The sequence below is a fragment of the Micromonospora marincola genome, assembly GCF_056150385.1.
The window spans coordinates 287,146-313,647 of sequence record NZ_JAXCFT010000003.1 but is presented as its reverse complement, the minus strand read 5'-3'; the positions used below and the strand labels follow the sequence as shown (position 1 = coordinate 313,647).

Annotated in this window: 42 protein-coding genes and 2 pseudogenes; 28 read left to right on the top strand and 16 right to left on the bottom strand. The window is 57.0% G+C overall.

The window, feature by feature from the left end; all coding sequences use genetic code 11:
- Window positions 1-3 precede the first annotated feature (3 nt).
- From SM450_RS09750 to SM450_RS09615, 28 genes and pseudogenes are all read left to right on the top strand, one after another.
- Window positions 4-144: a hypothetical protein gene (locus tag SM450_RS09750; RefSeq protein ID WP_474619369.1), complete on the top strand. Its 141-nt coding sequence runs from the start codon at window positions 4-6 to the stop codon at window positions 142-144.
- Window positions 145-300 (top strand): annotated as a pseudogene (locus SM450_RS09745) (SLOG family protein); the annotation flags it as partial.
- A 42-nt stretch (window positions 301-342) separates the two neighbouring features.
- A complete protein-coding gene (locus tag SM450_RS09740; RefSeq protein ID WP_474619656.1) occupies window positions 343-543 on the top strand; it encodes a hypothetical protein in 201 nt (66 codons plus the stop codon).
- Window position 544: 1 nt separating this feature from the next.
- Window positions 545-1,357 (top strand): DUF7275 domain-containing protein, encoded by an 813-nt coding sequence (locus tag SM450_RS09735; protein WP_474619368.1) that lies wholly within the window; start codon window positions 545-547, stop codon window positions 1,355-1,357.
- 175 nt (window positions 1,358-1,532) lie between these two features.
- Window positions 1,533-1,928 (top strand): hypothetical protein, encoded by a 396-nt coding sequence (locus SM450_RS09730; protein ID WP_474619367.1) that lies wholly within the window; start codon window positions 1,533-1,535, stop codon window positions 1,926-1,928.
- A 2-nt stretch (window positions 1,929-1,930) separates the two neighbouring features.
- Window positions 1,931-2,269: a hypothetical protein gene (locus tag SM450_RS09725; protein WP_474619366.1), complete on the top strand. Its 339-nt coding sequence runs from the start codon at window positions 1,931-1,933 to the stop codon at window positions 2,267-2,269.
- Window positions 2,270-2,295: 26 nt separating this feature from the next.
- Window positions 2,296-2,721 (top strand): hypothetical protein, encoded by a 426-nt coding sequence (locus SM450_RS09720; RefSeq protein WP_474619365.1) that lies wholly within the window; start codon window positions 2,296-2,298, stop codon window positions 2,719-2,721.
- Between the two features lie 125 nt (window positions 2,722-2,846).
- Window positions 2,847-3,212, top strand: a complete 366-nt coding sequence (locus SM450_RS09715) for a hypothetical protein (RefSeq protein ID WP_474619364.1) — start codon at window positions 2,847-2,849, stop codon at window positions 3,210-3,212.
- The gene (locus tag SM450_RS09710) at window positions 3,212-3,589 is read left to right on the top strand and encodes an endonuclease domain-containing protein (protein ID WP_474619363.1); all 378 of its coding nucleotides are present in this window, start codon (window positions 3,212-3,214) and stop codon (window positions 3,587-3,589) included. The genes SM450_RS09715 and SM450_RS09710 overlap by 1 nt, the downstream gene beginning before the upstream one ends.
- A gap of 61 nt (window positions 3,590-3,650) precedes the next feature.
- Window positions 3,651-3,833 (top strand): hypothetical protein, encoded by a 183-nt coding sequence (locus tag SM450_RS09705; protein ID WP_474619362.1) that lies wholly within the window; start codon window positions 3,651-3,653, stop codon window positions 3,831-3,833.
- Window positions 3,830-4,015 carry a hypothetical protein gene (locus SM450_RS09700; RefSeq protein WP_474619361.1) on the top strand — a complete coding sequence of 62 codons (186 nt, stop codon included), beginning with the start codon at window positions 3,830-3,832 and terminating at the stop codon, window positions 4,013-4,015. The genes SM450_RS09705 and SM450_RS09700 overlap by 4 nt, the downstream gene beginning before the upstream one ends.
- Entirely contained in the window at window positions 4,012-4,335 is a 324-nt protein-coding gene (locus SM450_RS09695) for a hypothetical protein (protein WP_474619360.1), read from the top strand. Before SM450_RS09700 ends, SM450_RS09695 begins: the two co-directional genes overlap by 4 nt.
- Window positions 4,336-4,539 (top strand): annotated as a pseudogene (locus SM450_RS09690) (CHC2 zinc finger domain-containing protein); the annotation flags it as partial.
- Window positions 4,540-4,552: 13 nt separating this feature from the next.
- The gene (locus tag SM450_RS09685; protein WP_474619359.1) at window positions 4,553-5,194 is read left to right on the top strand and encodes a toprim domain-containing protein; all 642 of its coding nucleotides are present in this window, start codon (window positions 4,553-4,555) and stop codon (window positions 5,192-5,194) included.
- Between the two features lie 8 nt (window positions 5,195-5,202).
- Window positions 5,203-5,367 (top strand): hypothetical protein, encoded by a 165-nt coding sequence (locus SM450_RS09680; protein ID WP_474619358.1) that lies wholly within the window; start codon window positions 5,203-5,205, stop codon window positions 5,365-5,367.
- Window positions 5,364-5,624: a hypothetical protein gene (locus SM450_RS09675; RefSeq protein ID WP_474619357.1), complete on the top strand. Its 261-nt coding sequence runs from the start codon at window positions 5,364-5,366 to the stop codon at window positions 5,622-5,624. The genes SM450_RS09680 and SM450_RS09675 overlap by 4 nt, the downstream gene beginning before the upstream one ends.
- Window positions 5,617-6,195, top strand: coding sequence for a dATP/dGTP diphosphohydrolase domain-containing protein (locus SM450_RS09670; protein WP_474619356.1), 579 nt, complete (start codon window positions 5,617-5,619; stop codon window positions 6,193-6,195). Before SM450_RS09675 ends, SM450_RS09670 begins: the two co-directional genes overlap by 8 nt.
- Window positions 6,176-6,910, top strand: coding sequence for a ribonuclease H-like domain-containing protein (locus tag SM450_RS09665; protein WP_474619355.1), 735 nt, complete (start codon window positions 6,176-6,178; stop codon window positions 6,908-6,910). Before SM450_RS09670 ends, SM450_RS09665 begins: the two co-directional genes overlap by 20 nt.
- 379 nt (window positions 6,911-7,289) lie before the next feature.
- Window positions 7,290-7,478 (top strand): hypothetical protein, encoded by a 189-nt coding sequence (locus tag SM450_RS09660; protein ID WP_474619354.1) that lies wholly within the window; start codon window positions 7,290-7,292, stop codon window positions 7,476-7,478.
- On the top strand, window positions 7,475-8,071 hold the full coding sequence (locus tag SM450_RS09655) for a hypothetical protein (protein ID WP_474619353.1): 597 nt from the start codon (window positions 7,475-7,477) through the stop codon (window positions 8,069-8,071). The genes SM450_RS09660 and SM450_RS09655 overlap by 4 nt, the downstream gene beginning before the upstream one ends.
- Entirely contained in the window at window positions 8,064-8,252 is a 189-nt protein-coding gene (locus tag SM450_RS09650) for a hypothetical protein (RefSeq protein ID WP_474619352.1), read from the top strand. Before SM450_RS09655 ends, SM450_RS09650 begins: the two co-directional genes overlap by 8 nt.
- A 134-nt stretch (window positions 8,253-8,386) precedes the next feature.
- Window positions 8,387-8,920, top strand: a complete 534-nt coding sequence (locus tag SM450_RS09645) for an RNA polymerase sigma factor (protein ID WP_474619351.1) — start codon at window positions 8,387-8,389, stop codon at window positions 8,918-8,920.
- Between the two features lie 315 nt (window positions 8,921-9,235).
- The gene (locus SM450_RS09640) at window positions 9,236-9,877 is read left to right on the top strand and encodes a hypothetical protein (protein WP_474619350.1); all 642 of its coding nucleotides are present in this window, start codon (window positions 9,236-9,238) and stop codon (window positions 9,875-9,877) included.
- Window positions 9,874-10,134 (top strand): hypothetical protein, encoded by a 261-nt coding sequence (locus SM450_RS09635; protein ID WP_474619349.1) that lies wholly within the window; start codon window positions 9,874-9,876, stop codon window positions 10,132-10,134. Before SM450_RS09640 ends, SM450_RS09635 begins: the two co-directional genes overlap by 4 nt.
- A 286-nt stretch (window positions 10,135-10,420) precedes the next feature.
- Window positions 10,421-11,176, top strand: a complete 756-nt coding sequence (gene thyX, locus SM450_RS09630; RefSeq protein ID WP_474619348.1) for an FAD-dependent thymidylate synthase — start codon at window positions 10,421-10,423, stop codon at window positions 11,174-11,176.
- Between the two features lie 2 nt (window positions 11,177-11,178).
- Complete coding sequence (locus SM450_RS09625) at window positions 11,179-11,415, top strand: hypothetical protein (protein ID WP_474619347.1); 237 nt, start codon at window positions 11,179-11,181, stop codon at window positions 11,413-11,415.
- A complete protein-coding gene (locus tag SM450_RS09620; RefSeq protein ID WP_474619346.1) occupies window positions 11,412-11,759 on the top strand; it encodes a DUF6197 family protein in 348 nt (115 codons plus the stop codon). Before SM450_RS09625 ends, SM450_RS09620 begins: the two co-directional genes overlap by 4 nt.
- Complete coding sequence (locus SM450_RS09615) at window positions 11,756-12,097, top strand: DUF6197 family protein (protein ID WP_474619345.1); 342 nt, start codon at window positions 11,756-11,758, stop codon at window positions 12,095-12,097. Before SM450_RS09620 ends, SM450_RS09615 begins: the two co-directional genes overlap by 4 nt.
- Window positions 12,098-12,383: 286 nt before the next feature.
- On the opposite strand, the gene SM450_RS09610 is transcribed toward SM450_RS09615, so the two are convergent.
- The 16 genes from SM450_RS09610 to SM450_RS09535 all read right to left on the bottom strand — a co-directional run bounded on the left by SM450_RS09610 (window position 12,384) and on the right by SM450_RS09535 (window position 26,486).
- A complete protein-coding gene (locus SM450_RS09610; RefSeq protein ID WP_474619344.1) occupies window positions 12,384-12,713 on the bottom strand; it encodes a hypothetical protein in 330 nt (109 codons plus the stop codon).
- 8 nt (window positions 12,714-12,721) lie between these two features.
- Window positions 12,722-13,513: a glycine-rich domain-containing protein gene (locus SM450_RS09605; protein WP_474619641.1), complete on the bottom strand. Its 792-nt coding sequence runs from the start codon at window positions 13,511-13,513 to the stop codon at window positions 12,722-12,724.
- 372 nt (window positions 13,514-13,885) lie between these two features.
- The gene (locus SM450_RS09600) at window positions 13,886-15,001 is read right to left on the bottom strand and encodes a DUF5047 domain-containing protein (protein ID WP_474619343.1); all 1,116 of its coding nucleotides are present in this window, start codon (window positions 14,999-15,001) and stop codon (window positions 13,886-13,888) included.
- Between the two features lie 6 nt (window positions 15,002-15,007).
- On the bottom strand, window positions 15,008-16,486 hold the full coding sequence (locus SM450_RS09595) for a hypothetical protein (protein WP_474619342.1): 1,479 nt from the start codon (window positions 16,484-16,486) through the stop codon (window positions 15,008-15,010).
- Window positions 16,486-20,250 carry a tape measure protein gene (locus SM450_RS09590; protein ID WP_474619341.1) on the bottom strand — a complete coding sequence of 1,255 codons (3,765 nt, stop codon included), beginning with the start codon at window positions 20,248-20,250 and terminating at the stop codon, window positions 16,486-16,488. Before SM450_RS09590 ends, SM450_RS09595 begins: the two co-directional genes overlap by 1 nt.
- Window positions 20,251-20,559 carry a hypothetical protein gene (locus SM450_RS09585; RefSeq protein WP_474619340.1) on the bottom strand — a complete coding sequence of 103 codons (309 nt, stop codon included), beginning with the start codon at window positions 20,557-20,559 and terminating at the stop codon, window positions 20,251-20,253.
- Window positions 20,560-20,669: 110 nt separating this feature from the next.
- Window positions 20,670-20,945 (bottom strand): hypothetical protein, encoded by a 276-nt coding sequence (locus SM450_RS09580; protein WP_474619339.1) that lies wholly within the window; start codon window positions 20,943-20,945, stop codon window positions 20,670-20,672.
- Between the two features lie 51 nt (window positions 20,946-20,996).
- Window positions 20,997-21,560 (bottom strand): phage tail tube protein, encoded by a 564-nt coding sequence (locus SM450_RS09575; protein WP_474619338.1) that lies wholly within the window; start codon window positions 21,558-21,560, stop codon window positions 20,997-20,999.
- 29 nt (window positions 21,561-21,589) lie between these two features.
- Complete coding sequence (locus SM450_RS09570) at window positions 21,590-21,991, bottom strand: endonuclease VII domain-containing protein (protein WP_474619337.1); 402 nt, start codon at window positions 21,989-21,991, stop codon at window positions 21,590-21,592.
- Window positions 21,988-22,413, bottom strand: coding sequence for a hypothetical protein (locus SM450_RS09565; protein WP_474619336.1), 426 nt, complete (start codon window positions 22,411-22,413; stop codon window positions 21,988-21,990). Before SM450_RS09565 ends, SM450_RS09570 begins: the two co-directional genes overlap by 4 nt.
- Window positions 22,414-22,779, bottom strand: coding sequence for a hypothetical protein (locus SM450_RS09560; protein WP_474619335.1), 366 nt, complete (start codon window positions 22,777-22,779; stop codon window positions 22,414-22,416).
- Complete coding sequence (locus tag SM450_RS09555; RefSeq protein WP_474619334.1) at window positions 22,779-23,135, bottom strand: hypothetical protein; 357 nt, start codon at window positions 23,133-23,135, stop codon at window positions 22,779-22,781. The genes SM450_RS09560 and SM450_RS09555 overlap by 1 nt, the downstream gene beginning before the upstream one ends.
- Complete coding sequence (locus SM450_RS09550) at window positions 23,123-23,680, bottom strand: hypothetical protein (protein WP_474619333.1); 558 nt, start codon at window positions 23,678-23,680, stop codon at window positions 23,123-23,125. The genes SM450_RS09555 and SM450_RS09550 overlap by 13 nt, the downstream gene beginning before the upstream one ends.
- Window positions 23,681-23,682: 2 nt before the next feature.
- Window positions 23,683-24,588, bottom strand: coding sequence for a glycosyltransferase (locus tag SM450_RS09545; protein ID WP_474619332.1), 906 nt, complete (start codon window positions 24,586-24,588; stop codon window positions 23,683-23,685).
- Between the two features lie 254 nt (window positions 24,589-24,842).
- Complete coding sequence (locus tag SM450_RS09540; RefSeq protein WP_474619331.1) at window positions 24,843-25,922, bottom strand: phage major capsid protein; 1,080 nt, start codon at window positions 25,920-25,922, stop codon at window positions 24,843-24,845.
- Window positions 25,923-25,949: 27 nt separating this feature from the next.
- On the bottom strand, window positions 25,950-26,486 hold the full coding sequence (locus tag SM450_RS09535) for a hypothetical protein (RefSeq protein ID WP_474619330.1): 537 nt from the start codon (window positions 26,484-26,486) through the stop codon (window positions 25,950-25,952).
- Between the last annotated feature and the right edge of the window lie 16 nt (window positions 26,487-26,502).

Genomic DNA, 26,502 nt, shown 5'->3' with positions numbered 1-26,502 from the left:
TGGGTGGACGACAACGAGCCGTGCGAGATCATCGGCATTGAGGACGAGGGGGCGGGGATGTACGTCTTCGAGTCTCTTGACAACCCGGTAGATGGAGACGGCATCTGGATTGGCAATATCGAGGACTTTTCTCCGGAGGTCTGAATGAGAGTTCTAGTGACTGGCTCTCGGGGCTGGGAGATATGGGAGACGGTCTGGAACGAGCTTTATGAAGTGCTAGTCACCGTTCCCGACAGAGGGACGCTGACGGTTGTCCACGGGAAGTGTCCCAAGGGACCAGATCAGCAAGCCCACGAATGGTGTGCCGATATGCACCGGCACACTGAAACGTGGTGGCGGGGCGTGAGCATCATCGAGGAGCCCCACCCCGCTGACTGGAACACCTTCGGCAAGTCTGCTGGCTTCCGGAGGAACGCCGAGATGGTGAGCCTGGGAGCGGATGTCTGCCTGGCGTTCATTCGCAACAACAGCAAGGGGGCCAGCATGACTGCTGACCTCGCCCAGAAGGCAGGTATCGAGACTCGGATTTACCGAGAGGACTGAGATGCACATCGTCATTGGCTCAACGGCAATCAAACACCACTTCCCGGATTTTTCCCGAGAGCCCAAGGACTACGACTGCTTTACTGAGCGCGACGACACCCCTGACATGGTGCAGTGGCGGCAAAGCGAATTCTGCCCCTGCCCCTACGAGCCCTATTTCCACCCCAAGCTGCTTCAGCGCTGGTGGAAGGGTGAAAATCGATACGCCACCCCTGATGAGCTTTACACCATCAAGCTAAGCCACGCCTTCTGGGAGCTTCCCAATGGCTCCTGGGGCAAGCATATGGCCGACTTGATGTTTCTGAAGGCCAAGGGGTGTCAGGCCATCGAGCCCCTTTACAAGCTGCTCTACGAAATCTGGACCGAGAAGCACGGTAGCAAGAAGATGGATCTCTCCAAGGAGGCTGACACCTTCTTTGCGGACGCGGTCCAGCGGAAGTACGACCACGACAGTTTGCATTACTCCGTCGCCTACACACCCGGTAAGCCGTTGTACGAGCTTTACTTGAAGGACGGGCATTCCGTCGACATGGACATGAAGAAAGTGTGGGCTGCTCCCGAGGAGGATATTGTCCGCCTCTTCCGGGAGGAGGTGTACGCGACCGCTCTTGAGCGGATTGTGATCCCGAGGAACTACAGGGTCTCTCCGGGGTTTGCACACCACTGGGCGCTACGGCGCACGATCACTAGTTTGACTCGGGGGAAGAGTGCTCGGTTTATTGCGGAGCGGTACGACCAGTTCTACAGAGCAGATCATGACTACGTGGCTCATCATCGCGCGAACGCGCATTTTCTGATTCCCTTGGAGGGCTAATGACTTTTGTAACCCGAGCCCTCCCTATCGATTGTGCAAACTTGGACTGCCCGAACAAACCGGGCGAAGGAAGGTTCGTCCTCATTCGGTCGGCTGAAAAGATTGTGGGTGGAAATCGCCCGCTGACGCTGTACGTCTGCTTTCCGTGTGCCGAAGCTCTGAAGGGGATTGCAAAGTGAACCAGGAAGTCAAGGCTAAGTGGGTTGCCGCTCTGCGGTCGGGCGAATTCAAGCAGGGCAAGGAGTGCCTTCGTAGCGGAGATGAGTTCTGCTGCCTCGGGGTGCTCTCCGAGCTGGCCGTTCGGGATGGCGTGATCGAGCGCAGCCGAGTTCTTCCGGATGACGACTGGCGAGCCGGCAAGAACGACGCCGGCATTCACGCCTACGGCAACGAGACCGGGCATCTCCCGTCTGAGGTCGCTGAGTGGGCTGGTCTGACGTACTTCGATGAGGACGACCGGAAGACCTACCCGGCCGTTGATCCTGAGACCGGGGACAGCAGCCTTTCGGAACTGAACGACAACGGCACGACCTTTATCGAGCTTGCCGACATCATCGAGAGGGAGCTGTAACCATGGAGTGCCCGACGTGCAAGCAGCAGCTCACCGACGTTGCCTCGATGCTGAACGCTGCTGACAAGTGGTTTATGATCGAAGACCTCGCGGTTGGTCAGACGTACTGGATCCAGGAGATCAACGATTTCGTTGAGATGGTCCAGCCCGCAGCTCCCGGTGAGTACGACTCCTATGGTGGGGGCGTAGCCGAGGACATCTTCATGATCCTGAAAGTGGGCGACAAGCTCTACAAGAAGGTGGGCTATCGCTCCTCCTACGGAGGCACCTATTGGGATGCCGGCAGCATCCGAGAGGTTAAGCCTCAGCCTCGCACCGTCACTGTTTACGACTACATCTGAGCCGTGAGCCGAGAGGACAACTGAATATGGACATCGCTAAGACCTGCCCGTATTGCTCGTCCGAGGTAGCCGAGGACAACCCGGTTTTTGTGGCGACTCTGCTTGAGGAGAAGCTTCGCGGAGAGTGGACGTACGCCACCTACGAGGAGACTGGCTACTGGCGAGACCGAGCGTGGACTGTCGGGAAGACCTTCGAGGTTTCCGGCGTCGGCAAGGTCGAGGTAGCTGACAAGAAGATCAAGCCGAACCTCGATGAGATGGAGACCGGCTACTACGAGGATGGTAGTTACCCCCAGGGCACCGAATTCGAGGTGTACGCGATCCTGAAGGTGGGGGAGAACTACTACAAGTCCACTGGCCGGGGTGACTCCTACGGCGAGATCACGTGGAGCGGGATCGTCAAGCCGGTAAAGCCGAAGACTGTGACGAAGGTTGTCTACAGCTTCGAGTGAGTTAGCGGGAGAGGGCAGGTGAACCTGTGCCGACCCCTGCCCTCTCCCTACCGTGCGGGTCGCTTAACACGGTCCGTAGCAGCTTATCACAACAGCTTGCGACAACTGAATAACGAGGAGTGTTCGTGTCTAACGAGTACACCGTTGGTGATCTCGACCAGTGGATGACCAACGACTTTGAGGTTGCCGCCGAAGGCTGGGATGGGAAGCCTTATTTGGTGACCGCTGAGGATGGTGACCTCTGGTCCCTCTTGATGCACGAAGAGGCCAACGACGTTCCCAGCCCCTTTGGCCTGATCTCTCTTGAGAAGAGCTTCGGAGGCGAGGGCCAGGGTGACCAATATTGGGTTGTCGTCAAGGTGACCCCCCCTGACGGCTCTGAGCGGTTCTTCCGGATGGATGGCTGGTACCAGTCCTACTCCGGTGGTGAGCTGGATGGGGAGCCGTACGAGGTCAAGCCGACTCCGAAGACTGTGGTGTTCTACGAGTAGTGGCTAACTGCGTAACGTGTGGGTTCCTCCTGGTCGGCAGACAAAAGCTCTACTGCGATAAAGCAGCGTGCAAAAAGACTGCTGGCCGGGAGGCCCACCTTCTCAGGACATACGGAATCGGTCAAGCTGAGTGGAATCGAATCTGGGAAGCCCAGGGGAAATGCTGCGCAATCTGCAAGCGTGAACCCCGGCTTAAGAAGGACGGCACCTTAGAGGTATTCCATCTCGACCATGAGCATGCCGTGAAGCAATCGGGGCCTATCCGGGGAATCCTCTGCCCTTTTGTAATACCCGGCTGGTTGGACGTCTCAAGGATCATCAGAAGGCACAGGCTCTTGCCGATTACCTTCGTGATCCACCAGCTAGCCGGGCTTTAGGGCGACAGGTGATCGCCCCCGGAAGGCCCCCCAAGAAGCGAGCACCGAGAAAGAGGCGTAGATGATCCAGTTCCGGCACTGGCCCAATCGAACTGTAGAGCTTGATCTGTCGATGGCAGACGAAGGCGTTTGGTATCCGATCCCGTACACGGAACTTTGCTACCGGCTCTGGCTTGACCACGACGGAGACGTGGATCGCATCGAAATCAAGGCCGATGATGATATCGATTGGGGCGAAGAGTGAAGACCTGGGATGAGATGAAGGCTCTCGTCGGCAAGCGAGTCAGGGTTACCCTGAATGACTCCCCCAGGGTGACCCACGAAGGCACCTTGATGTTTGTGACCGACATGGGTGAAGTCACGATTATGAACGAAGACGGCTCTGTTGGTCACTCCTGGCCTGCTCTGAATATGGAGGAGCTGTGACCTGGCGTAAAGCCTTAGAGGAGGAGGCGTTTCACATCGCCTTTCCTAATGAGGTAATGGGGCCAGAGGACAGGATCGAGATTCGTACTGAGTGGTTCGACGCCACGGAATCTTGGGGTTGTGGCGAAGGCACCTGTTACGAAGAGGGTTCGGATGCCACGATGGTTATCAACGTTCTGTGGCGTAGGAAGTGGCAGGACCCCCGCGCCGGGGCTCCCGGCAAGAGGGTTTATCTCGGGGTTATCGACCCCGCTCCCAAGCTCAGGGTCTACGAGCGTCAAGAAGCGGTCGATTTCTGGATGAGACTGATGCGGGGCTGAATGGGCCTCTCCGAGGGAATGCCGATCCTTCCACTCCTAGAACACTACGGCTTCGATGACGTTAAGCCCGATCACGGGTGGCACACGGTCAGGTGTGTATTCCACGGAGACCGGAAGGCCAGCGGTCGGGTCAGCACGAGAGATAACGCATACCGCTGCCAGGCATGTGACGCCAAAGGCGACACGATCAGTCTGATCATGTGGAAAGAGAGGTTGGATGTCGCTGGTGCCATCGGATTCTACGAGAGAATCACTAACACAAGCGTCCAACGAATATCACAGCAAGCTCCTGACTCCCGAGGGAAGCGAGGTCCACGCATACCTAACGGAGGAAAGGCAGCTTACGAGCGAGGCCATAAACCATTTCAAGCTCGGGTACACAGGAGACTCCCCCCGGCTGGGTGATCCTCACCGGCGGATCAGTATCCCGTACCTCAGCTACTCAGGTCCGACTCAGATTCGGTTCAGGTCTCTGGAAGCCAACCCCGGGAGCCATAAATATCTCGGGTCGGCTGGCGATTCCACCAGGTTGTATAACACCCTGGCTCTCCGGAGTGATTCGCAAACGGTCTACATCACCGAAGGCGAATTCGACTGCATCACTGCGTGGATGGCCGGTTTGCCGTGTGTCGGAGTGCCAGGAGCAAAGAACTGGAAGAAGAGCTATTGGCGTCTCTTCCGCTATCGAGAGGTTATCGTTCTAGCCGATTCCGGAGAAGCCGGAGAACAGCTCGCCAAGGCCATCCGAGCTGACCTTGAGTTGGTTAAGATTGTAGTAATGCCAGATGATGACGTAAATGACTTCTGGCAGAAGTACGGCAGAGACGCCCTTCGAGAGTTCGTGGGAGCAGACAAGTGAATAGTGACGTGAACTATTACGACGAGGCATGGATCAGGATCCTTGCTGCCGCCGAAAGTGTCTTGGAGGACGACCTCAACGAGGATGGCGAAGACCCTCAGGTGTATGAGCAGACGATGAAAGCCGTCTGGGAAATCCTCAATAACCCCTATGCCTTCAAGGACTACCTGTGAACGACGACAGCCCGACTGTTCAGGACAACTACGACGAGATTTTCGCTCTCAATGGCGCGATCGTCGAGTTCAGTCGCCGGAAGGTTCGTGAACTCCGGGAGATGGCGGAGTCCCACCGGGATATCGCGGAGCGATACGACGAGATCGCTGATGCAGTCACGATGATGTCCCTGACTTCGGCTGAGCTGATTGCTCGGGGGATTGCTACGGAGGCTGGTCTTTACGTCGAGGACGATAAGGACGAGGACGATGAGTGACGACAGGTACAACGGCGTCTGGGCTGAATACGACCGAAGGACTCGGGAAGAGGCTGAGTGGTCTCGGGCCGAGGAAGACTATCCGGTGGTTCAGGATGGCCCGTGGAAAGGTTGGCGGGTGGCGGGATACACCACCGATGCGCCCCAGTGGCCCCAGGATGGCGCTAGGAACATTCAGTACGACACCCCTACCGTTATGGGTGCCTTCGAGGTTGATCCTGAGTATCGAGTCAAGTCTTCGGGTCAGAAGCTGTTTCCCAGTGGCGCTATGCGGGATGCTGACCCGAACAAGCCCCGGTACGACCTGATCGATCCTGGGTTCAATTACCGGCTTGCTGAGCAGCTTCGCAAGGGCGCTGAGCACTACGGAGAGCACAACTGGACTAGGGGTATCCCGAGCAGCAACTACCTGGCTTCGCTGATGCGTCACGTTGAGGCATACCGCCGAGGTGAGCGAGATGAGGACCACCTCGCAGCAGCGGTATTCAACATCATGGGTCTGATGCGTAACGAGGGGACGACTCTTCATGACCTCTACGATTGGAGCGCCATTGAAGACTCTGCTAATTGACATCGAGACTGCGCCAAATCTGGCGTACGTCTGGGGCTTGTGGAAGCAGGATATTCCCCTGCCAATGCTTGTTGCTCCGAGCTACATGCTGTGCTTTGCTGCGAAGTGGTATGGCAAAGAGAACACGTTCTTCTACGGACTGCATCGTCCTGGCAAGCCTGGGATGCTTAGTATGGCATGGAATATGCTCGATGAGGCTGACGCAGTTGTTCACTACAACGGCAAGTCCTTTGACATCCCGATTCTGATGCAGGAGTTCCTTCAGGAGGACATGCCTCCTCCGTCGCCGTTCAAGCATATCGACCTGAAGCAGGTTGTCTCCAAGAAGTTCCGGCTTCCGAGTAACAAGCTTCAGTATGTCTCCGATCAACTGCTGAAGTTGGGTGGTAAGGAGGAGACCGGGGGGTTCGCTACCTGGGTTGGGGTGATGCAGAACGATCCTGAGGCTTGGGCCACTTTCGAGAAGTACAACCGTAGGGACGTGACGGTTCTGGAAGAGGTCTACGACCGGCTGTTGCCGTGGATCGACAACCACCCGAACCGGAACCTCTATCAGCTCGACCAGGGCTGCCCGAACTGCGGTAGCACTGACCTCCGCAAGGAGGGGCACGCCTACACAGCCGCAGGAAAGTATCAGCGCTTCGTCTGCCGCAATTGTGGCCGGTGGTCACGATCTAGCAAGAGGGATAGCGGAGTAACCATCCAAGGAGTCTAAAACTGAATATTGATAAAGAAGAGCTGGCTTGGTGCGCAGGCTTTCTTGATGGAGAGGGCTCCTTCGGCTGCTACGCCACCTCGGGTGGCAAATATCGCCGAGTCGTGGCATCTGCGACACAAGCGGACCGCGAGGTTTTAGAGCGGCTACAGCGAAATGTCGGTGGAAACGTACGAGGGCCATACGAAAGGCTGAATAAGAACTCTCGGCCTCAGTACGGATGGAGCATCGAGAACTATGAGGGTGTTCAGTTCGTTGTCGCATGTGTTTGGCCGTGGCTAAGCACCGTAAAGCGTGAGCAGGCTAAGGCTGCGCTCCTTGCAATGCAGGATTATCGACGGAAGCGGCTCACTGCTGTTGATTACGTGGGGGAGAAGTAATGCCGGTTTACGACATGTACGAAGAGCGCTTCGTGTACTACTCAGCCCTGATCGAGGCTGAGAACAAGGCTGAAGCTTGGAAGGAATTCAACAAGCTTCGTGCCAGCGGCCTGCTTCAGGGCCTTGAAGACCTCAACTACCGCGACGCTACCGAGGTGACTGAGGATGCGGAGGCTACGGGTTGGTGAAAGAACTCTCCGCCATCGAAGTCTTCGATGATCTGATCCTGAAGATTTCTACTTCGGTCGCCAAGGATTTCCCTTGTGTCGATTGGGAGGACATCTCTCAGCATCTCTACCTGACAATCCTTCAGCATCGGGAGAAGTTCAAGCATCCGGATAACGCAGGTGTCACCTCGGCTCTCTGGAAGATTGCTAAGGTGTACGCTCTGAAGCTTCGCAGCGAAGCATTGCACATCTCGGTGCAGTACGCCTATCGAACTGAGGATGTTAAGAACATCCTTGAGCAGACCTTCGATTACGAACGTTGGCCTGAGACGGAAGTTCCTGAGGACGCTGAGTCAAGTAAGCCATCGGCCGATCAACTCGATTTGCAGTCCGACATCAAATGGGCCTGGTCGCAACTGACGGTTGAGGACAAGCAGGTGATCTTTCGGAGGTTTGGTCTGAAGGATGAGTTGAACGCCACCGAGAGGCGTCGGTGCAATCGAGCTGTTGAAAAGCTGGTGGACATCCTGAACACCTATCCTCGCCCTGGGCATCCGAGGCGAGCAATGACCAACACCCGTGCGCAGCACATGATCGGAGGCACCTATGAGTGAGCACCAGCACCCGAAGGTTTCTGTAATTCCCACCGAAGACTACGACTATCGAGTCTTCGTCGGAGAGAATGAGCTTCCCGTTGAGGTGTGGAACGTCGAAGCGAAGTTCTATGGGGTGGATGAGGTCAGGGTAACCATCGAGTTCGCCGCTAGCGCTGTGGAGTTCAGGAACGTTGATTGATCCCTCAATTCTGAGGGAGCTGCTTGAAGAGATAGAGATCCCCGATCCCTATCGAGTGAGGATTAACGCCTACGGCCCCGATGCGGGCCGTAGGCTCCTCTCTCTTTACGATTCCCTCAAGGAGATTCTTGATAATGACCCCGGAAGCGAAGCTCAAGGAACTTAAGCCATGGTGCTACACCGTGGCTAAGAGCTATGCCGGGGGTGATCCGGATTTGACGGAGGAGTACGCACAGGAGGCTTGGGTGGCCATGTGGCGGCTCCTAGACAAGAAGCCTGAGTCGACGGATACCCACCTGAAAGCGGACGCGCGACAGAGGCTTAGGGACTGTTACAGCCGTGGGGACCGGCTCGGGAAGCCCCGGGCTGGTCACTCCTCCAAGGTGGCTCTGGTGCCCGTCGACGGAGAGGCCCCCCTGTGGGGGCGTCTGACCGCTCAACCCCAAGGCTCTGACCTGTCATACCACACTCCTGAGCTGGTGGCCGCGATCAACCGTCTGAGCCCCAGCAAGCGGGAGTACGTCTACCTCAGGTTCTGGCGGGGCTATGACTCACCAGCTCTGACCAGGCACTACGGCTACGACCCGGTATCTCTGTGGTCCCGTCCGAAGACCGGAGCTAAGGCCCAGCTCGCGTGTGACCTAGCTCACTTGCATGCCCTGATCTGAGCTTGCATACTTGGCGTTATGAAAGTCGGTAGCTACGCGAAAGGTAGGCAGTAGCCATGGCCAACATTGGCGAGATCATTAAGGAGTTCGAGGTTGTCCCGCTGGAAGTTCCCATGGAGGCTCCGGAGCACGTCGGCCCATCGCGTAGCGGAGAGGAAGCCCCGGATCGAGAACTCACGCCCGCAGGGAGCTGATGTGTGCATGTGCTTTGGGTGTCGCTATGGCAGCGGCTGTGTAAGCAACCTCTTCGCTTTGAAGGGTCCTAAACTGGCCCTGGACCCTTATTACGTCATAACCTGTAGGGGATGCAACGGCGTGGGTTGCTCGGTCTGCGACGACATAGGAGGGGTCGATTCCCGGATTCCCGGCATCTTCGAAGCGATGGCTGAGGCAAGGGCTATCTTCGAGCAGGAGAAGCGGGAAGCCTACCGAGAGCATGTCGCCTCTCTGGACAAGCTCCCTGGCGCAATTCGCCTCTGGCGTACATGGAAGCTGTTCCCCGATGGCTCTCTTCGGGCGATGATTGCCAAGTACACCTGGCAGTCAGGAGAGAATGCTTCTTTGGTCTCCGGTGGAGACGCAGGTGAGGACTCTGGCTTCTACGGTTTCAGTACGGTTGATGGCCTCCGCACTGCTGAGCCAAGGTGGTGGGCGAAAAGCCAAACGGGGGAGCTTTACCACCTACCGATTGCATGGAGCGACATTGCTTCCATTCCGCATCGGTACGTCTGCGGGAGCGTCCTGGGCTATGGACACGTCAAGGCTTCCGCCTCCGGCGCTCGGGTCCAGTACGCAGTCCCCGAGTGCATCGTAGAGCCGGATGGCAGTGATCCTGATTTCGGGATGCTGGTGGTGAACGCTGCGGAGAAGTACGGAATGAAAATCATCAGCATTGCTCAGGCGAACAATCTCGAAACTGGTCTCGTCAACTACTGGAAAGGTCGTCCGCTTCGATGAGGTACGTCATCAAGAGCTACGGGCAGAATCGGAACTTCGAGGTTCCCGAGGGCGTGTCGATGGAGGTCTTACCAAGCGTGGTTAAGACCAGCGACGGGGAGATGTCGCTTCTCACTCTCACGTTCTTTCAGGGTGAAGCTGTACTCGCCATGTTTGCTGGTGTCGTGGAGTTCTACCCTGCCTCCCTGATTCCCCCGAAGGACCAGTTCGCTACCACGGTTCCCGAGGATCTTAGCTGGATCAACCGAGTAGCCTGAGGGGGTGCTGTGCGCCGGCTGAGTAGACCTTGCTACGACAAGTTCCATCGATGCCCTGGCTGGGTCGGGGGAGGCCCCAAGTGGGCCAAGGTGAAGCGGTGTAATGACGGCCGCATTCAAGTTGACTACGCCGATCCATGGTGGGCTTGGAAGTTCTGGCCTTGCGGTAGCTGCAACGTCCTGGTGCTTCCCTACCACTCAAGGAAGCTCAGCATTCCGTGGCTGCTCTACGAACTGAAGTGGAAGATCCGAAGCCTCCGAGACTGAGAGAGCGAGACAACTGAATATGACCATGAAGGTTCTTGCCGTCGCCAGTACGCAGGTTCATTTCGGGGAACTTCGGGAAGCCGGATACGTCATGCATCATGACGCAGAGCCATCGTTTGACTCTGCCGAGGAGTGGGATAGTTGGTGGGACTCCATCCCCACTCACATCGATGAACTCCACGAGGCTGCTGGCCGGAAGTGCTACCTCTCGGAGAACCGTCCGAATCCGGCCACAAACACCAACAAGACGTACCTCGGTCACATCACTGAGATTGACCACCTCTCGGTGGTCGGTCATGGGCACGTGACTCTGTACGTCGAGGGTGTCTCCCGGGCTCTGCTCCTGGAGCTGGAACGGCACCAGCAGCGCTACAGCATCAACTTCTCGGTGCTCAGTCAGCGGTATGTCGACCACGGCGTGGCGAGTGATATCGGGGTTGTAATTCCTCCGATCTTCACGGGGTCTCACACCGCGAGGCTGCGGGAGCATTTTTTTACCTCCCAGCTCCGCTACGACGAAACCTACCAGGAGCTTCGCGCCCTGGGGCACACGGTCAAGGAGGCTCGTGGAGCAGCGCGAGCCTTCCTCCCGGAGTCCACGGAGACACGGTTCTATGTCACTGGCTCTATCCGAGCCTGGCGCAACATCATTGAGCAGCGGCTATCGCCGGCTGCTGACGCAGAGATTCGGGAGTTCGCTTCGCTGGTGCTCGCAGAGATGCAGAAGCTTGCCCCCAACAGCATGCAGAACATGAACCTCGAAGGAGATAACTAAAGATGGCCAAGAGTGATGGCGGCGCAATCGTCGGTGGGTGCCTGGCGCTGATCCTTCTCGCGCCGGCTGTGGTCGCCGTGGAGGCATGGTGGTTGATGCTCCTAATTGGCGCAGTGCACCATGACGTCGACAGTAGCATTCCGGCGTACGGCTTCTGGCAGATGTTCATCGTGGTTCTGGTGTTGAACGCTATCGCGGGAATCTTCCGGGGAATGACCAGCTCGAAGGAGGGCAAGTGAGTACCGTCTACGGCAAGGCTGCTGACCTGATCGAAGAGAACGGCTGGACGGCGGGTAGCCCAAAGAATACGTACGGCTGCTACTGCGCTGGTGGTGCTATCGCGAAAGTGATCACCGGAAACGCATTCGACATGGAGGGGACCGACAAGCCTGAAGAGCTGGACGCAGCTCTCCACGAGTTCGCTGACTTCGTGGGGGTGCCTCGGGGGGAAGGGTTGGATTCTTACTGGCGAGTGTGGCGTTGGAATGACGCGCTGGTTCACTCGATCCCTGACCCCGCCAGCGCTCAGCAGCTCGTCATCGACAAGCTTCGGGCTCTGGACGTGGAGGTTAGCAGCAAGTGACTGACATCGAGATTCAGGATTGGCGACAGAGGGCCTACGAGAAGGCTCTGTCGGGTGAGTGGACGCAGGCGTTCGCGGTCGGTTCTGATGGCTGCATGTGCGCGGGCGGCATGATCGCCTGGGCTATCACTGGGCGGCCGAACATGATGTATAACACCCATTTTGACGATCGAATTCCGCTGGCATTCGACGAGTTCGTTCGGGTCAACGGCATCGAGAACACATACGGAATCCGGGGCTACTGGGCTGTAGCCGCCTGGAACGATGTCCCCGAGCGCACTCTTGAGGACGTTCAAGAGGCATTCAGGAAGGTTGTAGAGGCTAACGGTACCCGGTAGCACCAGTAACGCAGAAACGGCCCCCAGAATCGCTCTCAGAGCGTCCTGGGGGCCTTCTGTGTACCTAGACTAGGATCACCTCCTAGACCACGTTCGCATCCTTGGTGTTCCGAACCTTGTATACGCCATAGACAGTCAGCGCAGCAGTGACCAGGGCGGACACAACTCCCTGGGTCTCCGAGGCGTCAAACACGTTGTCAGCGACAACTGGAGTGAGCGCGACAGCGACACCACCAACGGCTGTAACAACAGCCTTGGCGTACGGGGAAAGTACCATCATTCCTCCTTACCGGCCCCCCTTCGGGGGCTCGATCACAATTACGTTCGCTGACTTAAGTGCTTCAACGGTCTTTTCAAGAGCGATAATGCGCTCTTTAAGGCGAGCATTCTCCTCTGTTGCAGAGGCAAGCTCCTGCTTAAGCCAGGCGATATGTTGAGTCAGGTCGTCAATGATTGCGTCATAATGCATCCGAGCCTTCTCGTATGCCTGAGCTTCGACCTGTTGTTTCTGCAACTCTCTGTTTTCCCTGGCGGTTTTGCGCTGGCCGAGATACGACCAGCCACCTCCGAGAGTCGTGAGAACTGCAACTACGATGGCGACGGTTTCGGTAGACAATGGCTGTCCTAGAAAAAGGTAACTACGATTACCAGCCCCGGCGTCCCGGCACCACCGGCACGGTTAGTGGCGGAGGCGATAGCATTACCACCGCCAGCGCCGTATCCGGACCCAGCACCACCATTGCTCGTGGTGCTGAATGCTGGCGGACCGCCCTGTCCAAAGGGCGTAGACCCACCCTGCTGGTAGTACGTGAAGGAATTGCTCAACACCTGTCCGGCCATACCGGACGCGCCAGCAACATTGACAATGTTTCCACCGGTGGCAGTACCACCGATACCTCGCGATGCCGTAGAGGTCGTAGCTGTGTTCGTGCCAGCGGAACCACCTGTACCGCCGTTGGCGGTCATGTACGACCCAAAAGCGGTAGCGCCTCCATCACCGCCAGAGGCGGCACTAGAGGCGGTGCCTCCGGCACCGATCGTGACGGCAACACTGCTAGGCAGGTCGGCAGCGCTGTACCAGCTCTCTGCGTACCCTCCGGCTCCACCAGAGGCACCACACGCATTAAAGGAGCCACCGCCAGCAGCTCCGCCACCACCACCGCCACCACCCACGATGCGGACCCACACTGAACGTGCGCCGTTTGGCTTAGTCCAAGTGCCGCTAGTGGCAATGCGGCTAATCTCTGGTGCTCGGGCGTAGCTGTAGGGGGTCCATTCACCGATGTCAGCCTTATAAACGGTCAGGGCGTGAGAATCAGTTAAGAATGCATGCTGTCCATCAGTAGGGGCTGGAATCTTCAGGTCACGAGCTGAAGCGCTAGCGAACCTCGGGATTACCAAGGTGTCAAGCGCCACTGCCAGCCCAGAGAAGGCAGCCGGGCCATTCGGAGGATCACCAGTCTCCGGAATTGGAAGATTTGCGATAGGACTATTGGTAGCCAAGAGGACTCTCCTTAAGGTAGGTTGGCCAGGGAGATATCACCCGTGACTCTTGCGATAATGCACAACGGACTACCCGCACAAAGTACGGTCGAGGAAGTTGTCAACCCAGTGACATGAGCACCCTTAGGAACAAACCGAAGAATGGTGTCACTGCCATCGAAGTTGCCCCCGGGGATCTTCACCTGGGAAAGGTCTGCGTCGGCCGCTTCAGCGGCAATCCACACTCCGTAGACAAACTGCGGCCTAGCAGGTCGGCCCTTGATCGCTTTGGCTAGGCGATTGATTTTATCCATTGTAGAAGGTCCCCTTTGAGGTGCCAGTAAAACTGCCGGGCCCAAGAGGAATGGATAAGGTCTCTAGCTGGTGAATCTCAGCTCTACCGTCGAGGTAGACGAACTTCACGAAGTCCCCAACGTCAAGAGCGGGGTTTGGGATCGAGGAGAAGTCGAGTGAATAGCCCAATCCCACATAGCGAGCAAGTTCAGTTCTAGCTCGGTTGTAGCACTGTGCAGTGCTTGTCAACGAGGTGTCATTAATGACTTGCATCACTCGGCCGAATGGACCGCCCCAGCGGAGAGGCGAACTGCCATCGAGGTTGTAGGCCACGGCGCTGGGAGTCTTTGCTTCCTCCTGGGCAGCACCGATTACGGTGACGGCGTTGTAGACGCCCTCCCGACTGAATGAATGTGTTGCGTCCACTAGGACGCCATCTAGTCCAGCGTTGATCGTTTCTACTGGGGGACGCTGAGAGTCCAATGGCTCGATGAGCTTGCACCTGGGTTGACCCTCTGTATCGAAGTGCAGATCGCCACCCATGTTCCGGCAGAGATCCTGAATGGCGGACCAGTAGTCACCTTGCTCAAAGGTGTGACCTCCTGGTAGTCCGTAGTTGGTCAGACCGGGATCGAAAAGAGCCCCCGGACTGATCGGGGCGAGACTGGGATAGAACCATTCAAGGAACTCGATGACAACAGACATCGCCCCCCGCCCTGAGCGGGAGACGATATTCGATAGGGCAGACTGACTCATGACGCGAGATCGGTCGTATATCTGAATCCGGGGTGCCCGGTCGATCTCGCTCCACTCGGTGATCTCAAGTTGAAAGACTCCAAGGGGAACAAGCTCTTCCTCGCCATTTGGGTATACGACACCTTGGCGGATAAGGATCTCTGTTCCCTGAGGAGACAGCGCTTCATCAAGCGTCGGCACAAGCCGGAGGTCGGCAATAGTTACGTTGCCCGACCTCCGGACTTGGCCACCGAGTTCAACTCGGATTGCCCCTCCGCTGACATTAAGGTCTGCGGCAACAAGCTTTCCGTCGTAGTAGACATCAGCAACAGTCTTCCTGACGCCGGATTCTCGGACACGCCGGTGGAAGTTTGTGGACAGTGGCGAGTACATCTATCCTCACAAGTTACGCTGAAGGAGGTCCAGCCACGTTGAATGGTTGGTGAGTACGTCAGCCCACGTTTCATTCTGCTCAGAAACATCGGCCCAAGAGCGAAGCGACAGCGACTCCTGCGTCGTAGCAGGCTTGTCTACCTCGATGAAGCTGATCGAATGAAGGTGGACCAGCTCTCCACCAATTGCGCCGATGCGCTTGCGGTCGAAATCCTTGACCTCGAAATACATATCGTCTTCGCCGGTTAGCTGGTGTCCGGCAGTTTGCAGCAGCAGTGTTCCACCGAACTGCAACAGTTCTCGTAGCTCTCTACTCTTGGAGTCTGACTCCCAGAGTCCACCGAGCTGGAACGTGGCGAGGGAAATCGTTCCCTCGCGCCCACCAATTACGTCCCTTAGGACGATCTTGTTGGGTCTACCCAGGACTTCGTATTCCCCGAGGATTCGCCCGGGGCGGCTGACCTCATCAAAATCTACGATGTTGACGCGCCGGCTGAGCGCCGGCTGACCGACCGATTTGAGCCAAGCGGTTCCGGGGTTGCTCACGTAAATCGGAACAGTCGGGGTGCTGGAAACCGTAGAGGTGACCAGCGATGTTCCCCCCGACCCTGGGAGTTGAACGTTATCGAAGTTCAGGAAGAAAGGCTTAGTGTTGCTGTTGGCTCCACCGGTGAACGCTTGAAGCCCAATGAGTCCCGTAGGAAACGTGGTGTCGACGGTTGACTCAACCCACCACATAGCAGGCTCAGAGCCTCCCTGGGGCCATACCTTCACCTGGGTAGCACCCGAGGTGCGCTTAACCCTGATGGTCCACCAGGAGCCGGCTAACCAGCTCGTAACAACGTCGTTGTGCACCGCGAGGTTAATCAGGGTGCCAGAAACCTGACGACGAATCAAAACGTCTATGCTGTTGTCCGGCATAAACCGGACCTCAACGCGGTAGAAATTCGACTCATCCTGATAGCCATAAACGAACCCAGCGACAATCTGAGCACCGGTCGTGAGTACGCTCGAAGACGCATCGAAGTACACATCGAAGTCAGAGAGCACTGGATCTAGCGTCATCGTCAAGGGATCGTTGTTCGCCGTGATGGACGCCTGAGCAATACTGCCATTGGTGGAAGCATTAGCCGCTGTGCCGGCTTTGACCGTCCAGCTCAGTCCAGAGCTGGACGCCCCCCAGCCGGACGAGGTGGTCCGACTGAAGGGGTCCGTCTTAGTGCTGTCAGTGGTGGCTACTCCATCGGCAGTAACCCTATAGATATAGCTCTTGCCGATCGGTGCCTCGAAGTCCGTGATAGCGAAGTCATCGTCACTGACGATGGAGACATTATCCCCACCACGGACAGGGGTGTCCCTGTCCTCACCGGTGGTGTCAATCCGAAGGATGGTGATCCGGTTGTAGTCGTCGAGGCCAGTGACGGTAATATCGAACCCGGGAGAGTGGTACGAGTTGTTGTAGGCAACGTTAACTGCAACAGCCATTACACACCCCCCAGAGCCTGAATGAGTTCTTCCGTCTTCTCCTCGAAGACGATTTCTGCGTCCCGCTTGACGCCATCGACGTACACGGAAACAGAGATGGGTCGATCAGAGTTCCGAATCTTCTGCTCAAGTGCATTACCTTGGGCAGCATTCAACGCCAGCTCATTCGAGCCAGTCTTGTTAATGAAGGGCTGATTCGGAGCGATACTTCCGCCGTTGTCGTAAGCCCAGTGGACGTGGTTATAGTGATCTTGCTGAATGGTCCCGCCAGAGAACACGTGTGGCATACCATTCTTGATCTGCCGTCCGCCGGCAGGAGTGAAGATAAGCTCCTTCGTGCTCTTGCCGTAGTTCGCAGCAATCCAGTTGAAGACATCCCAGCTAGGAGGCAGGTCAACGGCTCTGCCGAGGGCGTGATAGCTCCGGTTACCCGTGGAGGTAACTGCACCCTCACGGAACCCCGAGATAAGCGGAAGCCCTGGGAAGCGACGCCTCAGAACTGCCATCATGGTTGCTACGCCGATACCACCCTGACCAGTTGGACCACCAAGGATGGGGTCGGGGAACTTGGTCTTGGACATATCGAGGTTGACGGGCCAGGTGACCGAACCACCCTGGGCGAACTGCTGATAGGGCAGTTGCCCCGTGCGGTTGATATAGTCAAGAACCGGCTGACCGAGCCTGTTGGCTGACCGAGCCTTAATCATGTACTCCTGGTCGGAGGCCATAATCGGGATCTTGTCGCCAGTCGGGCCACCAGGCCCACGAATGGGGCCACCAGCCTTCTTGCCAACACCACCGTTCTTCAGGCCTTCACGCTTCTCCATCTGCCACTGCTTGCGCTCGGAGGCGAGAGCAGCGGAATAGGAGAGGCCAGGTCTAGCGGCAACCTTCTGGGCAGCAAGGATTTCCTGCATCTTCTTAGCGATGTCGGTATAGCCCATCATTTTCAGAAGGGTCTTAACATCCTTCGGCACCTTGCCGTAGGTGTTAATGAGGCTCTGAGCCTCCTTGCGGGTCTCCTTGTTCTGGCCGAACTCTTCCTTCAGAGCCTTGGTGCGCTTCTTGTGACGCGAGATGGCCTGCTCCATCGGAGTACCCGATCGGATATCCTGAAGCATCATCTCGAAGGATGCTTGAGCGGCTTGCTTCAGCGCGGCCCGGTTGTTCTGTCCAGCGCGGGTGTGATCGTCAAGAGTCCGCTTGTTGGTCTTGACGGCTTCCGTCAATCCGATTTGAGACTGCTTGAATGCATCACTAGCATCGGTCAGGGTTCTGGCCGTAGCAGCCTGACCCTGCATTGCAGTGCGAGCATTGTTGATCGCGTCCTCAAGGGACATCTGCTTCTGAATGCTCTGGTCGATAATCCCATTCCACGAGCCGAAGGCTCCGGAAAGCCCAGTCGTGGTAAGGTCAAGATTGTTAAGCCTGCTCGACCATTCATCCGTGGCCTTAGAGTTGCCCTCTGTCAGACCCTTCCACATGCTCGTAACATCGATAAGCCCACCGAGCTTCTTCTGTGCCCGTTCGGCACTCTCGGCCACTCCCTCGAAGTATTTCCCGGTAGCCCCAGGAAGGTGCGAGAGCCCTTGGAAGAGCTGTTGTAGCACCCAGATAAGGGCGGCTAGGGTTTGCGTGACTGCGTACGCTACAGAGCCCAATGCGAGCATCGCGAACTGCAACGCCTTGATCGCAACAACAACGATCAGGATGACCTGCATTGCTGCGATCAGTGGCAGAACCAGAATGCCGAGAATCCACGCGAGATCCTTGGTTTCCAGTCCAAGGAATGAGAAGGTCTTCTCAAGAGACTGGATCGATCCGATAAGCAGATCGACGACAGGCAGGAAGCCGTTTGCGATCGCATCCTTCACCTGGTTGAAGAGCTGAAGCATGCTCTTGCGCACAGGCTCAGACTTGGTGTAGAGAACCGCTAGAGCTGTAGCAAGAACGACAAGCGCAACGGCTACAAGCGAGATCCACCCCCCCAGTGGGAGAAGTGCAGAGCCGAAGAAGGACAGACCCTTCATCGCCAGTGATGCAAAGTTGGCTACGCCAGAAAGGGCGGTACCGAAGACACCCACTGCAATAGCAGCAGGGCCGGAGGCCAGAGTAAGGAGGATTACTTGGTGGAGCAAATCCTTCTGGGCAGGATTCAAGGCGTCATAGGCGTTCCTAATTTGAACGATCTTGCCTACTAGCCTCCCCAACCACTCAATCATTGTTGGGACTGCTCTGACGAACATTCCCACTAGTTCCATCACAACTGGCTTCATGGCCTCGATGGCAGCAATGATCTCGTTGCGATTCTTGTCGAATGCCATACCAATGGTGGCCTGAACATCCTCTTGGAGCGCTTGCCACACACCGCCAAGGGTCTGCGCTGCCTGAGTCGCACCCTCAAGGAACTTGGGCTGATTGCCAAACTTGATCATTGCGTTGTTCAGATCGATGGCTGTAACGGTGCCAGCCTTCATGGCCTTGTTCAGCTCTGGGATATCCTCGAACCCCAGCCTCTTGGCTAGCTTCTCGAAAATCTGGATACCACCAGGAACGTGCTCCGCGAACTGCTGGCGAAGGTCGTCCATTCCGACGACACCCTTAGAAAGGATCTGGGTATAAGCCATCAGCGCCAGAGAGGCACGCTCAGGCCCAGCAACACCCTGAGTCAAGAAGATGTTGTTTAGAGCCTTCATGGTCTTATAGACATCTTTGCCCTTGACGCCCACGGCGGCAATTTTCTGGGCGTAGCTGATGGCGTCCTCGGTATTGAACAGGGGTGACTCGATAGCCATCTTCTGAATGTCAGCGAGGATCTTCTCTACGTCCTCGGCTGGCCCCAGAAGGGACTGCATGCTTGCTCGGGCGTACCCGATCGTCGTAGCGAACTTCAGGCCATCTCTGGCCAACCCACCAAGGGCGTACGCCACTGGTCCCGTGAGGAACGTTGTTGCGAACCCACCGAGAAGCTGAAGCTGGAAGGACGCTAGGCCAATCCTGGTGCTGAGCTGGGAGAGCGAATGAGAGGCCATGTCCATAGCCTTGGCAACCTCAGCGCCAGAGCGCTTAGCCTGTCCACTCAGCTTCGTAAGCTGGGTTCCCATCTCGCCAACTCGGATGTTTTTTCCGGTGGCTGCGGAAGCAGCAGCTTCAGGGGTAGCACCCATTGCCCGCATTGCGCGGTACTTGAATGCCTTATCCATGTCCTCCTGAGACTGCTTAGCAATCTTCAGAGACTCAGCGGCATCAGCCTTCTCGATAGCGTGCTTCTGCTGACCCCACTTGGTCAGCTCCTGAATCTTCTTCTGGACCGCAGCTTGCTCAGCCTTGTTCCGTCGCTCGTTCTCGGCGTACGCCTGGCGCTCTGCTCTCTGCACCTCGGCCATTGCCTTCTGGCGCTGGTCTGCTAGCGACTTCTGAGCCTTCATGGACTCAGCGATCTTTCGCTTCTCAGCCTCGAAGAGCTTGTCTCGCTCCTTGGCGTTAGCCTTCATCTCAGAGGTGCGCTGAGCGTCCAACCTCTTAGCCCGGTCGGCTTCACGGGCGATTTCCTTCAGGGCTAGACTCTGGGTCCTCTCGTAGTCTCGGATGCTCTTAGCAGCCGTATGAGGGAGCCCACTGAGGCTCTTGGTAATACCCTTGTCGAGTTCCTTCGCAGCTCCCTCAAGAGCCTTCTTGATTTCCCTCTTGGCCTTGGCGGAGTCGATCTCCGGGGTGATCTCGATATGGGCCTTGCCGACCCTAGGGCCATCATTTTCCGCCACCTACAGACCACCCCCAAAGAATTCCTGTAGTTCTTGCTTGCTGGACATACGCGGCTTCTCCTGCTCTTGCCCAGGTCTAGGAGCCGGCTTAGGAGCGTCTTTAAAGACCTGCTTCATGCCGGAGCCTTTGAGATCCTTGGTCGCCTCAATGGAGAGGAAGTAGACCGCCTGCTGAAGTAGGTCAACCAAGTCCTGTCGGTGGTGATCTGGTTGATCCCAGATGTCACCCGATTCACGACGGATGTGCTTGACGTACCACGAATCTTCGGGGAGGTGCCGAATATGGCTCACAACCCAGCGGTAAGTCATCCCCGAGCCTGACCGCCAAAAGTCACGGAGATCGGCTCCATAGAATCGGCTGAAGTCAGCCTCGATAATTCCCAGGAGCCGATCATCCGCGAACAGCTTTGCGAGCCAGGCTATTCCCCCGAGGACGTGCCCAGGGCCTTGAAGGCTTCACCGATGAACTCGATGTGGTCCTTGACCTTCGGCCGGACGACAGCCTTGTACTCCGCGAACTGGTCTTCACCAAGCAGAGCCTTCAGAGCCGCAATCGGCTTGTCGTTCTCATAGTGCTCAAGCACATCGCCATCAGCCTCGTTCAGGTTCGGCGGCAAGGTAAACTCCTTGCCACGGAACTCGAAAACCACATTGGCGTCCTGCGCCTCATTCTTAACAGCTTCCTGAGCAGTCACTTTAAATTCCTCTGTTGAATTGTAAGTTTCGGGGGATTGGGTTGAATTCGTTTAGCTAAGCAGGTCGGTGTTGTTCGACAGCAGAACAGCGCTGTAGCCGTCCGGACCAGCCAGAGCAGAGAAGGTGATACCGAGAGCCACAGCGTCAGAGCGCTGAAGATTGATGGCCTCGCGGTCGGTCATGGTGACTCGGGGCAGAACCAGGCGGTTGACATCACCCTCGTCGTCGGTCCACTCGATACCGAGCATGACCTCCTGGCTAACAGGAGCGTTCGCCATCTCAAGCCGAGCAACGCCGGAGGCGTTAGTGACAGTCGAGTTGAGGAAGTACAGGCCAAGGGTGCTCTTGTTGTGCGAACCCAGAGCCATACTGACCTCAAGGCCCATGCCGGTCAGAGGCCGCTTGACAGCGGTAATGCTCTGCCACATCATGATGTCGTTAGTATCGACCGAGGGGGTAACGGAAACGCCGTCCTCGGTCACCCAACCAAGCTCCTTGAAGGCATCGTCCCACTCGGCGGTAACGTCAGCCGGCTCGGCGGTACCGAGCAGAGCGACGAGGACGCGACCATCGGGAGCGAGCCGAACCTGACTCGGGTTGTAATTGGTAGCCATATAGACTCCTATTTAGTTGTTATGCAGTTTTACCTGCCGTGCTCGCGGAGATATTCCGCAGCACGATCGGCCAGTTTAGGATTATCTCGAAGCATCCCTAAAGCCGAGTTGCAGCTAGAACACAGAAGCTTTCTAACCGCTCCGGTAACGTGGTCGTGATCCACACAGAAGGGGCTCATGGGCTCCTCGCAGATGGCGCAGAGACCCACTTGATCGGCTAGCATCAGGTCAATATCTTCAGCGGATACTCCGTACCTCTTTTGCCTGAGATAGCTAACCTGTCTAGCAATTACCTTGGCTGAATTCTCGCGGTAGTATGCCCGACTCCTAGCAGCATGGCATTCGTAGCATGTCGTCCGGGGCTTGCCGTTCTTGTAGCGCGGGAAATCGCGAATCTGCTTATCAACTAGGCAGCCTTTACATTGCTTCATGGCATGGTCTCTGGGTCGGGGGTGGTAGTTAGGCGAAGAGTCGCAAAGTACCGGGGCGTCTCTTCCTGCTTGTCGTAAGCCTCAATGGCTCCGACTTCCTCCACCACCCGGTGAAGCCGGATTCCCCAGCCTCTATATTGGAACTGAGCACGGAGGACGCTTGCCTCTGCGATATCGATGATGTCTGCGCACTTGTTCGGGTCGGGACAATAGACATCAATATCGATGCGAGGCTTGTTAATCTTCGGCCACACCTTCAGGCCGCCCTCTTGGGACACCTGAATCCAAGTCTTGTCCTTCGTCCAGCCGACAAGATCCTTGGCGATGTTGTCGACTCCTAGAGTCTCAAGCTCAGGGGTGTAGTTTGTGAGGATGTCGATAATTGCAGCAGCAGCATCCCCATGACGAATAAACGGAGGCAATTATCTCAGCCTCTCTTGTGATTCGAGCCGATCCAGAGCGGTCCTCATCGGGGCGTACTTCAGGATCTCTACATCAGGGTTACCGCCCGGATGGGCTCCCCATTCGACCCAGACAGCACCAGGGTCTTCGTTGACAAGTCGCCAGTTGCGACCGATCTTCCGGACCTTGAACACCTCCACATATCGGGGAGGTGAGGTATTGGACGTACGGTAAGGCCCTGCCTTATAGCGCTCGTTGTAAATCTCGATGGCAAGGTCCTTCAGGGTGCTTGCCTGCTTCTTTGCGTACTCTGCGTACTTTGGACCATCGACGATGGCGAGCATCTTCTTGCCATCGATCTTCGGGGTTCCGACTCTCCAAGCCACTAGCCCTCCCGGATTCGTCCGATGAAGGCAATGTGGTCAAGGACCCCTTCGAGGTCTACCAGTTCGCTTGTGAAGCCAAAGAGTTCATACTCCCTGCCTCGGTACAGGAACCGATCCGTTGGCTCGGGAGAGACGTTCTCAGGGGGGCTGTAGACCCTCACAGAAGACCGAGCGAACTCTCGGTTGTCAGAGACTTCGTAATTCAGCTTCTCCGCCAATGGAAACGGCTGCACCGAGCAGCCGGGAAGAGGGGTTTCCTCGGCGTTCTCCCAGTCGCGAACCATGCTCCCCGAGCGAGCATCCTTGACTAGTGGAGCCCGGCGGAGGATTACGGTTTCATTGCCTAGAGACGCCATGTCCGAGCCACCCCCTGATAGGAACGGATCACGTCCAGCCCGAAGGAATCGAAGTTTGCCTCGGAGACACGCCACTTGTAGGTCACGTCCCCCACGGTCTTCTCTTCGAGGTCTTCCGGAGTCCGGCCATTCAGCTCACCGAGAACCACAGAAATAGCGACACCCTTGATGTCGGCGGGGACCTCTTCGATGTCGTAGCCGTAGGTGTACGTCACGTCGACTACTTCATACGGAGCCAGGCCATCGATCTCGTCGAGGCCATTCCACTCGGAGGCAATCCAATACCAACCGTCATAGCGGTAGGTATAGTTCGATTGAATAAGCGGAGTAATCGAGGCGACGGAAACAACGGGGCCGATCAGCTCAACTACACCATGGCCATCAGCTCGGTATCGAACCGTCTCGTTGGTGTGCAGAGAGAAAGCAATCCCAGTCACGTTCTCGATGTACGCCGTAACCTGGTCAATCATGTACTGGTAGTACGGCTCTTCGGCAGGGTCGATAGACCTCTTCAGCGGAACTTCAAGGTCAGCGATAGTGAACACAGTTACCTCACTGCAAGGTAATCGTAGAGTTCCTGAAGTCCAGCGGACCCGAGGATTTCAAAGATCAGGGAAAGCTCTTCAAGCTCTTCCTGGGACTGTCGCCAGAGGAATTCGGAACGGGCTTGCGAAGATGGCTCGTTAGGCTGCCCGAGAGCCCCGTGAAGGGCCGAATTCCACTTGTTGTAGTCTCCGTACACGGCGTACCTTGCCGAGTCTCCCATTGCCTCAATGAGGCCATCGGTAGGAGTGCAGATACTTGGAATCCCAGAGGCAGCAGCCTCTACAGCGACACGTCCGAAGGACTCATACTTACTGGGCACCAGGAGAACCCTGGTGCGCTTGTAGACCTCCCGGATGTCTTCCTGGTGGGGCATGTACTCCACATTCGGAAGATCCTCGTAGGCCTGCTCGCCGTAGGCTCCCTTGACTGCCAGGAACGGCAGATCAGGATTCCTCCGAGCAAGCTCAAAGAAGGTCGCATACCCCTTGTCATACAACCCGTCAGCGCCCATGCTGAGATTGATGAGGGTGACGCACTCGCCAGGAGAGTCGACTCTGTACCGCTCCGGTTCAACTACGGGGTGTAGCACGATCCCGGGGGTAGAGACTCCGCTATCCCGGCAGCTCTGCCGGACCCACTCGGTGTTATAGAGCCCCAGGTGGGATATTCCCAGGGGCTTTCGAGTGCCCTTGTGGTCATTGTGGGCGTAGTGCACCACTGGCTTACCCATCATCTGGGCCACCAGAGCACCCCGGTAGGAGCACTTGAGCTGCGTCACGACGACATCAGCCCAAGGGAACAGGTTGAGTGGAGCTGCCTTGGCCTCTGCGTCCGTCTGGACCGTTCGTACCTGTACGCCGTCCAGCTCGTAGCTGGGGACCGGAGTTGGCTCACCAACCAGGATCATGACATCATGACCTTGCGCAGCGAGGTGCCGCAGAGCATCATGTAGCGAGGTTTCGCCCCCGGCTTGATGCTTCATCGGGCCGGGGTATGCATGGGTATAACCCAAGATCCGCACTGGAAGGAATTCCTATCTAGGGGCTTTACGGGAAGAGTGAAGTGCGAGAAGGGTGCGGTTCGTTTGGCGACGGTAGCCGCATCTAGATCGCATGATCCTCGGGAGAGGGGCCGGAATTAACCGGCCCCTCTCTTTCTGGATTAGCTAGAGAAATCAGCGTCCGGACGCAGCACCGAGAAGGGGTACTCACCACCCAGCCGCTTAAGCGGGTTGATGACGTTCGCGGCAACCCGGAAGGTTGCACGCAGAACCTTCGCGTCCTGCTGGAAGGTGTTCAGGACAAGGGTGCCGTCCTGAGCGAAAATCGGAGCCGAGTCGGTAACAGCGAACTCGATATCCTGCCGGATACCGATCTTCAGCGTGTCCCACTGACCAGCGATCATCAGGGCGTCGTCCTTGTGAGTGTTCCAAATGCCGGACCGCACCTCAGCGAGGCTCTGACCGTAGATACCCTGACCCGTAGGCGAGCTGGTCAGCGCACCGTCGAAGATCGGGTTCTTGTTGGCGTCACGAAGCCGAACCAGCTTCCACTTAAAGCCGGGGTAGGTCACGAAACCGGACGGGTCGTAGCCGTCCTCAGCCATCGTCTCCGACATCGCAGCGATAGCGTCAGCCAGGTCAACAAACTGCCCGGGACTGGTGCCGATGTTCGCAGCGTTCACGGAGTTGCCGGCCGCAATAGCGTCCGGAAGAATACCGTGGAAGCCGTTGGCAGCCCAGGAGTTCGGGATCTCCTCCCCGAAGAGGATCGCAGCGTCCAGCTTCTTAGCCATAGCCTCAACGAGGTAGGGCTTGATCTCGCCGAAGTCGACATCCGAGTCAGCAGCCCAGGTGTCCGGAAGCGGCACCAAGACGGCCATCTCTTCGGCTTCCATCCGCTTCTGAGACCAAGTCATGCTGGTCGTCTGCTTCATCGCGAGATCCTTCGCCTCACGACTACCGTCAGTCTGAGAACTGCCAGGACCGAACGACGGCTTATCCGTGGCAGCCGTACCCTTAATCCAGTAGGCGTCCGGAAGGGTCTCGGTCAGGGTGAAAATCTTCTCCCGGCGAGTCATTCGCGAAACAGAGCCGAGCTGAAGCGCGGCGGAGCCGGTGAGAACGTCGTCCAGAATACCGGAGGCAACCTCCGGAGGAAGCTCACGAACGCGGTTGCCGACCGAATTGATCGACGCATCCTGCTCGTGGCGGTAAAGACCCTTGGTGGTCTGAATGGCCATATTAAGTTGTCCTTCGTCTAAGAGAGATTAGTTGCGACCCCAGATGAGCTGGGACATGTATTCGTTGGCAATCTGAGTGGCATCCTTCGAGCCCTCACCCGTGGAGACACCTCGGGTGCCAGCGAACACATCTGTAGTGTTCGGCTTAGTGCCGGTAGTCTTGACCCGAGCGGCCAGCTTCTCGGCGGAAGCCTTCATGTCCTCCGGAGTGTCACCACTAATGAACTCGACATCATCCATGGTCAGACCAGCGCCCAGGGCAATCGAAGTCTTCAGAAGGGAGTGATTCTCCTTCTGAAGGCTCTCAGCGCGCTCCTGAGCCTTCTCAAGCTCGGACTTCTGCGAGTCTTTCCACTTGCGGAACTCTTCAAGCTCCTGCTCGGTCTCACGGTTCTTGACGCGCTTAGCCGCGTTCTCCTTGCGGAGACTCTTGGCAAGCTCGATGAGGTCATCCTTCTCAAGCTCTTCGAGCTTGGAAGCGGTCTCCTTGGATGCACCCTCGGTGGTGCCGTCAGTAACCTCAGTGGTGTTCTCAGTCGCCTCCGGGGCGGTCTCTCCGGACATATCTATAACCATCCTT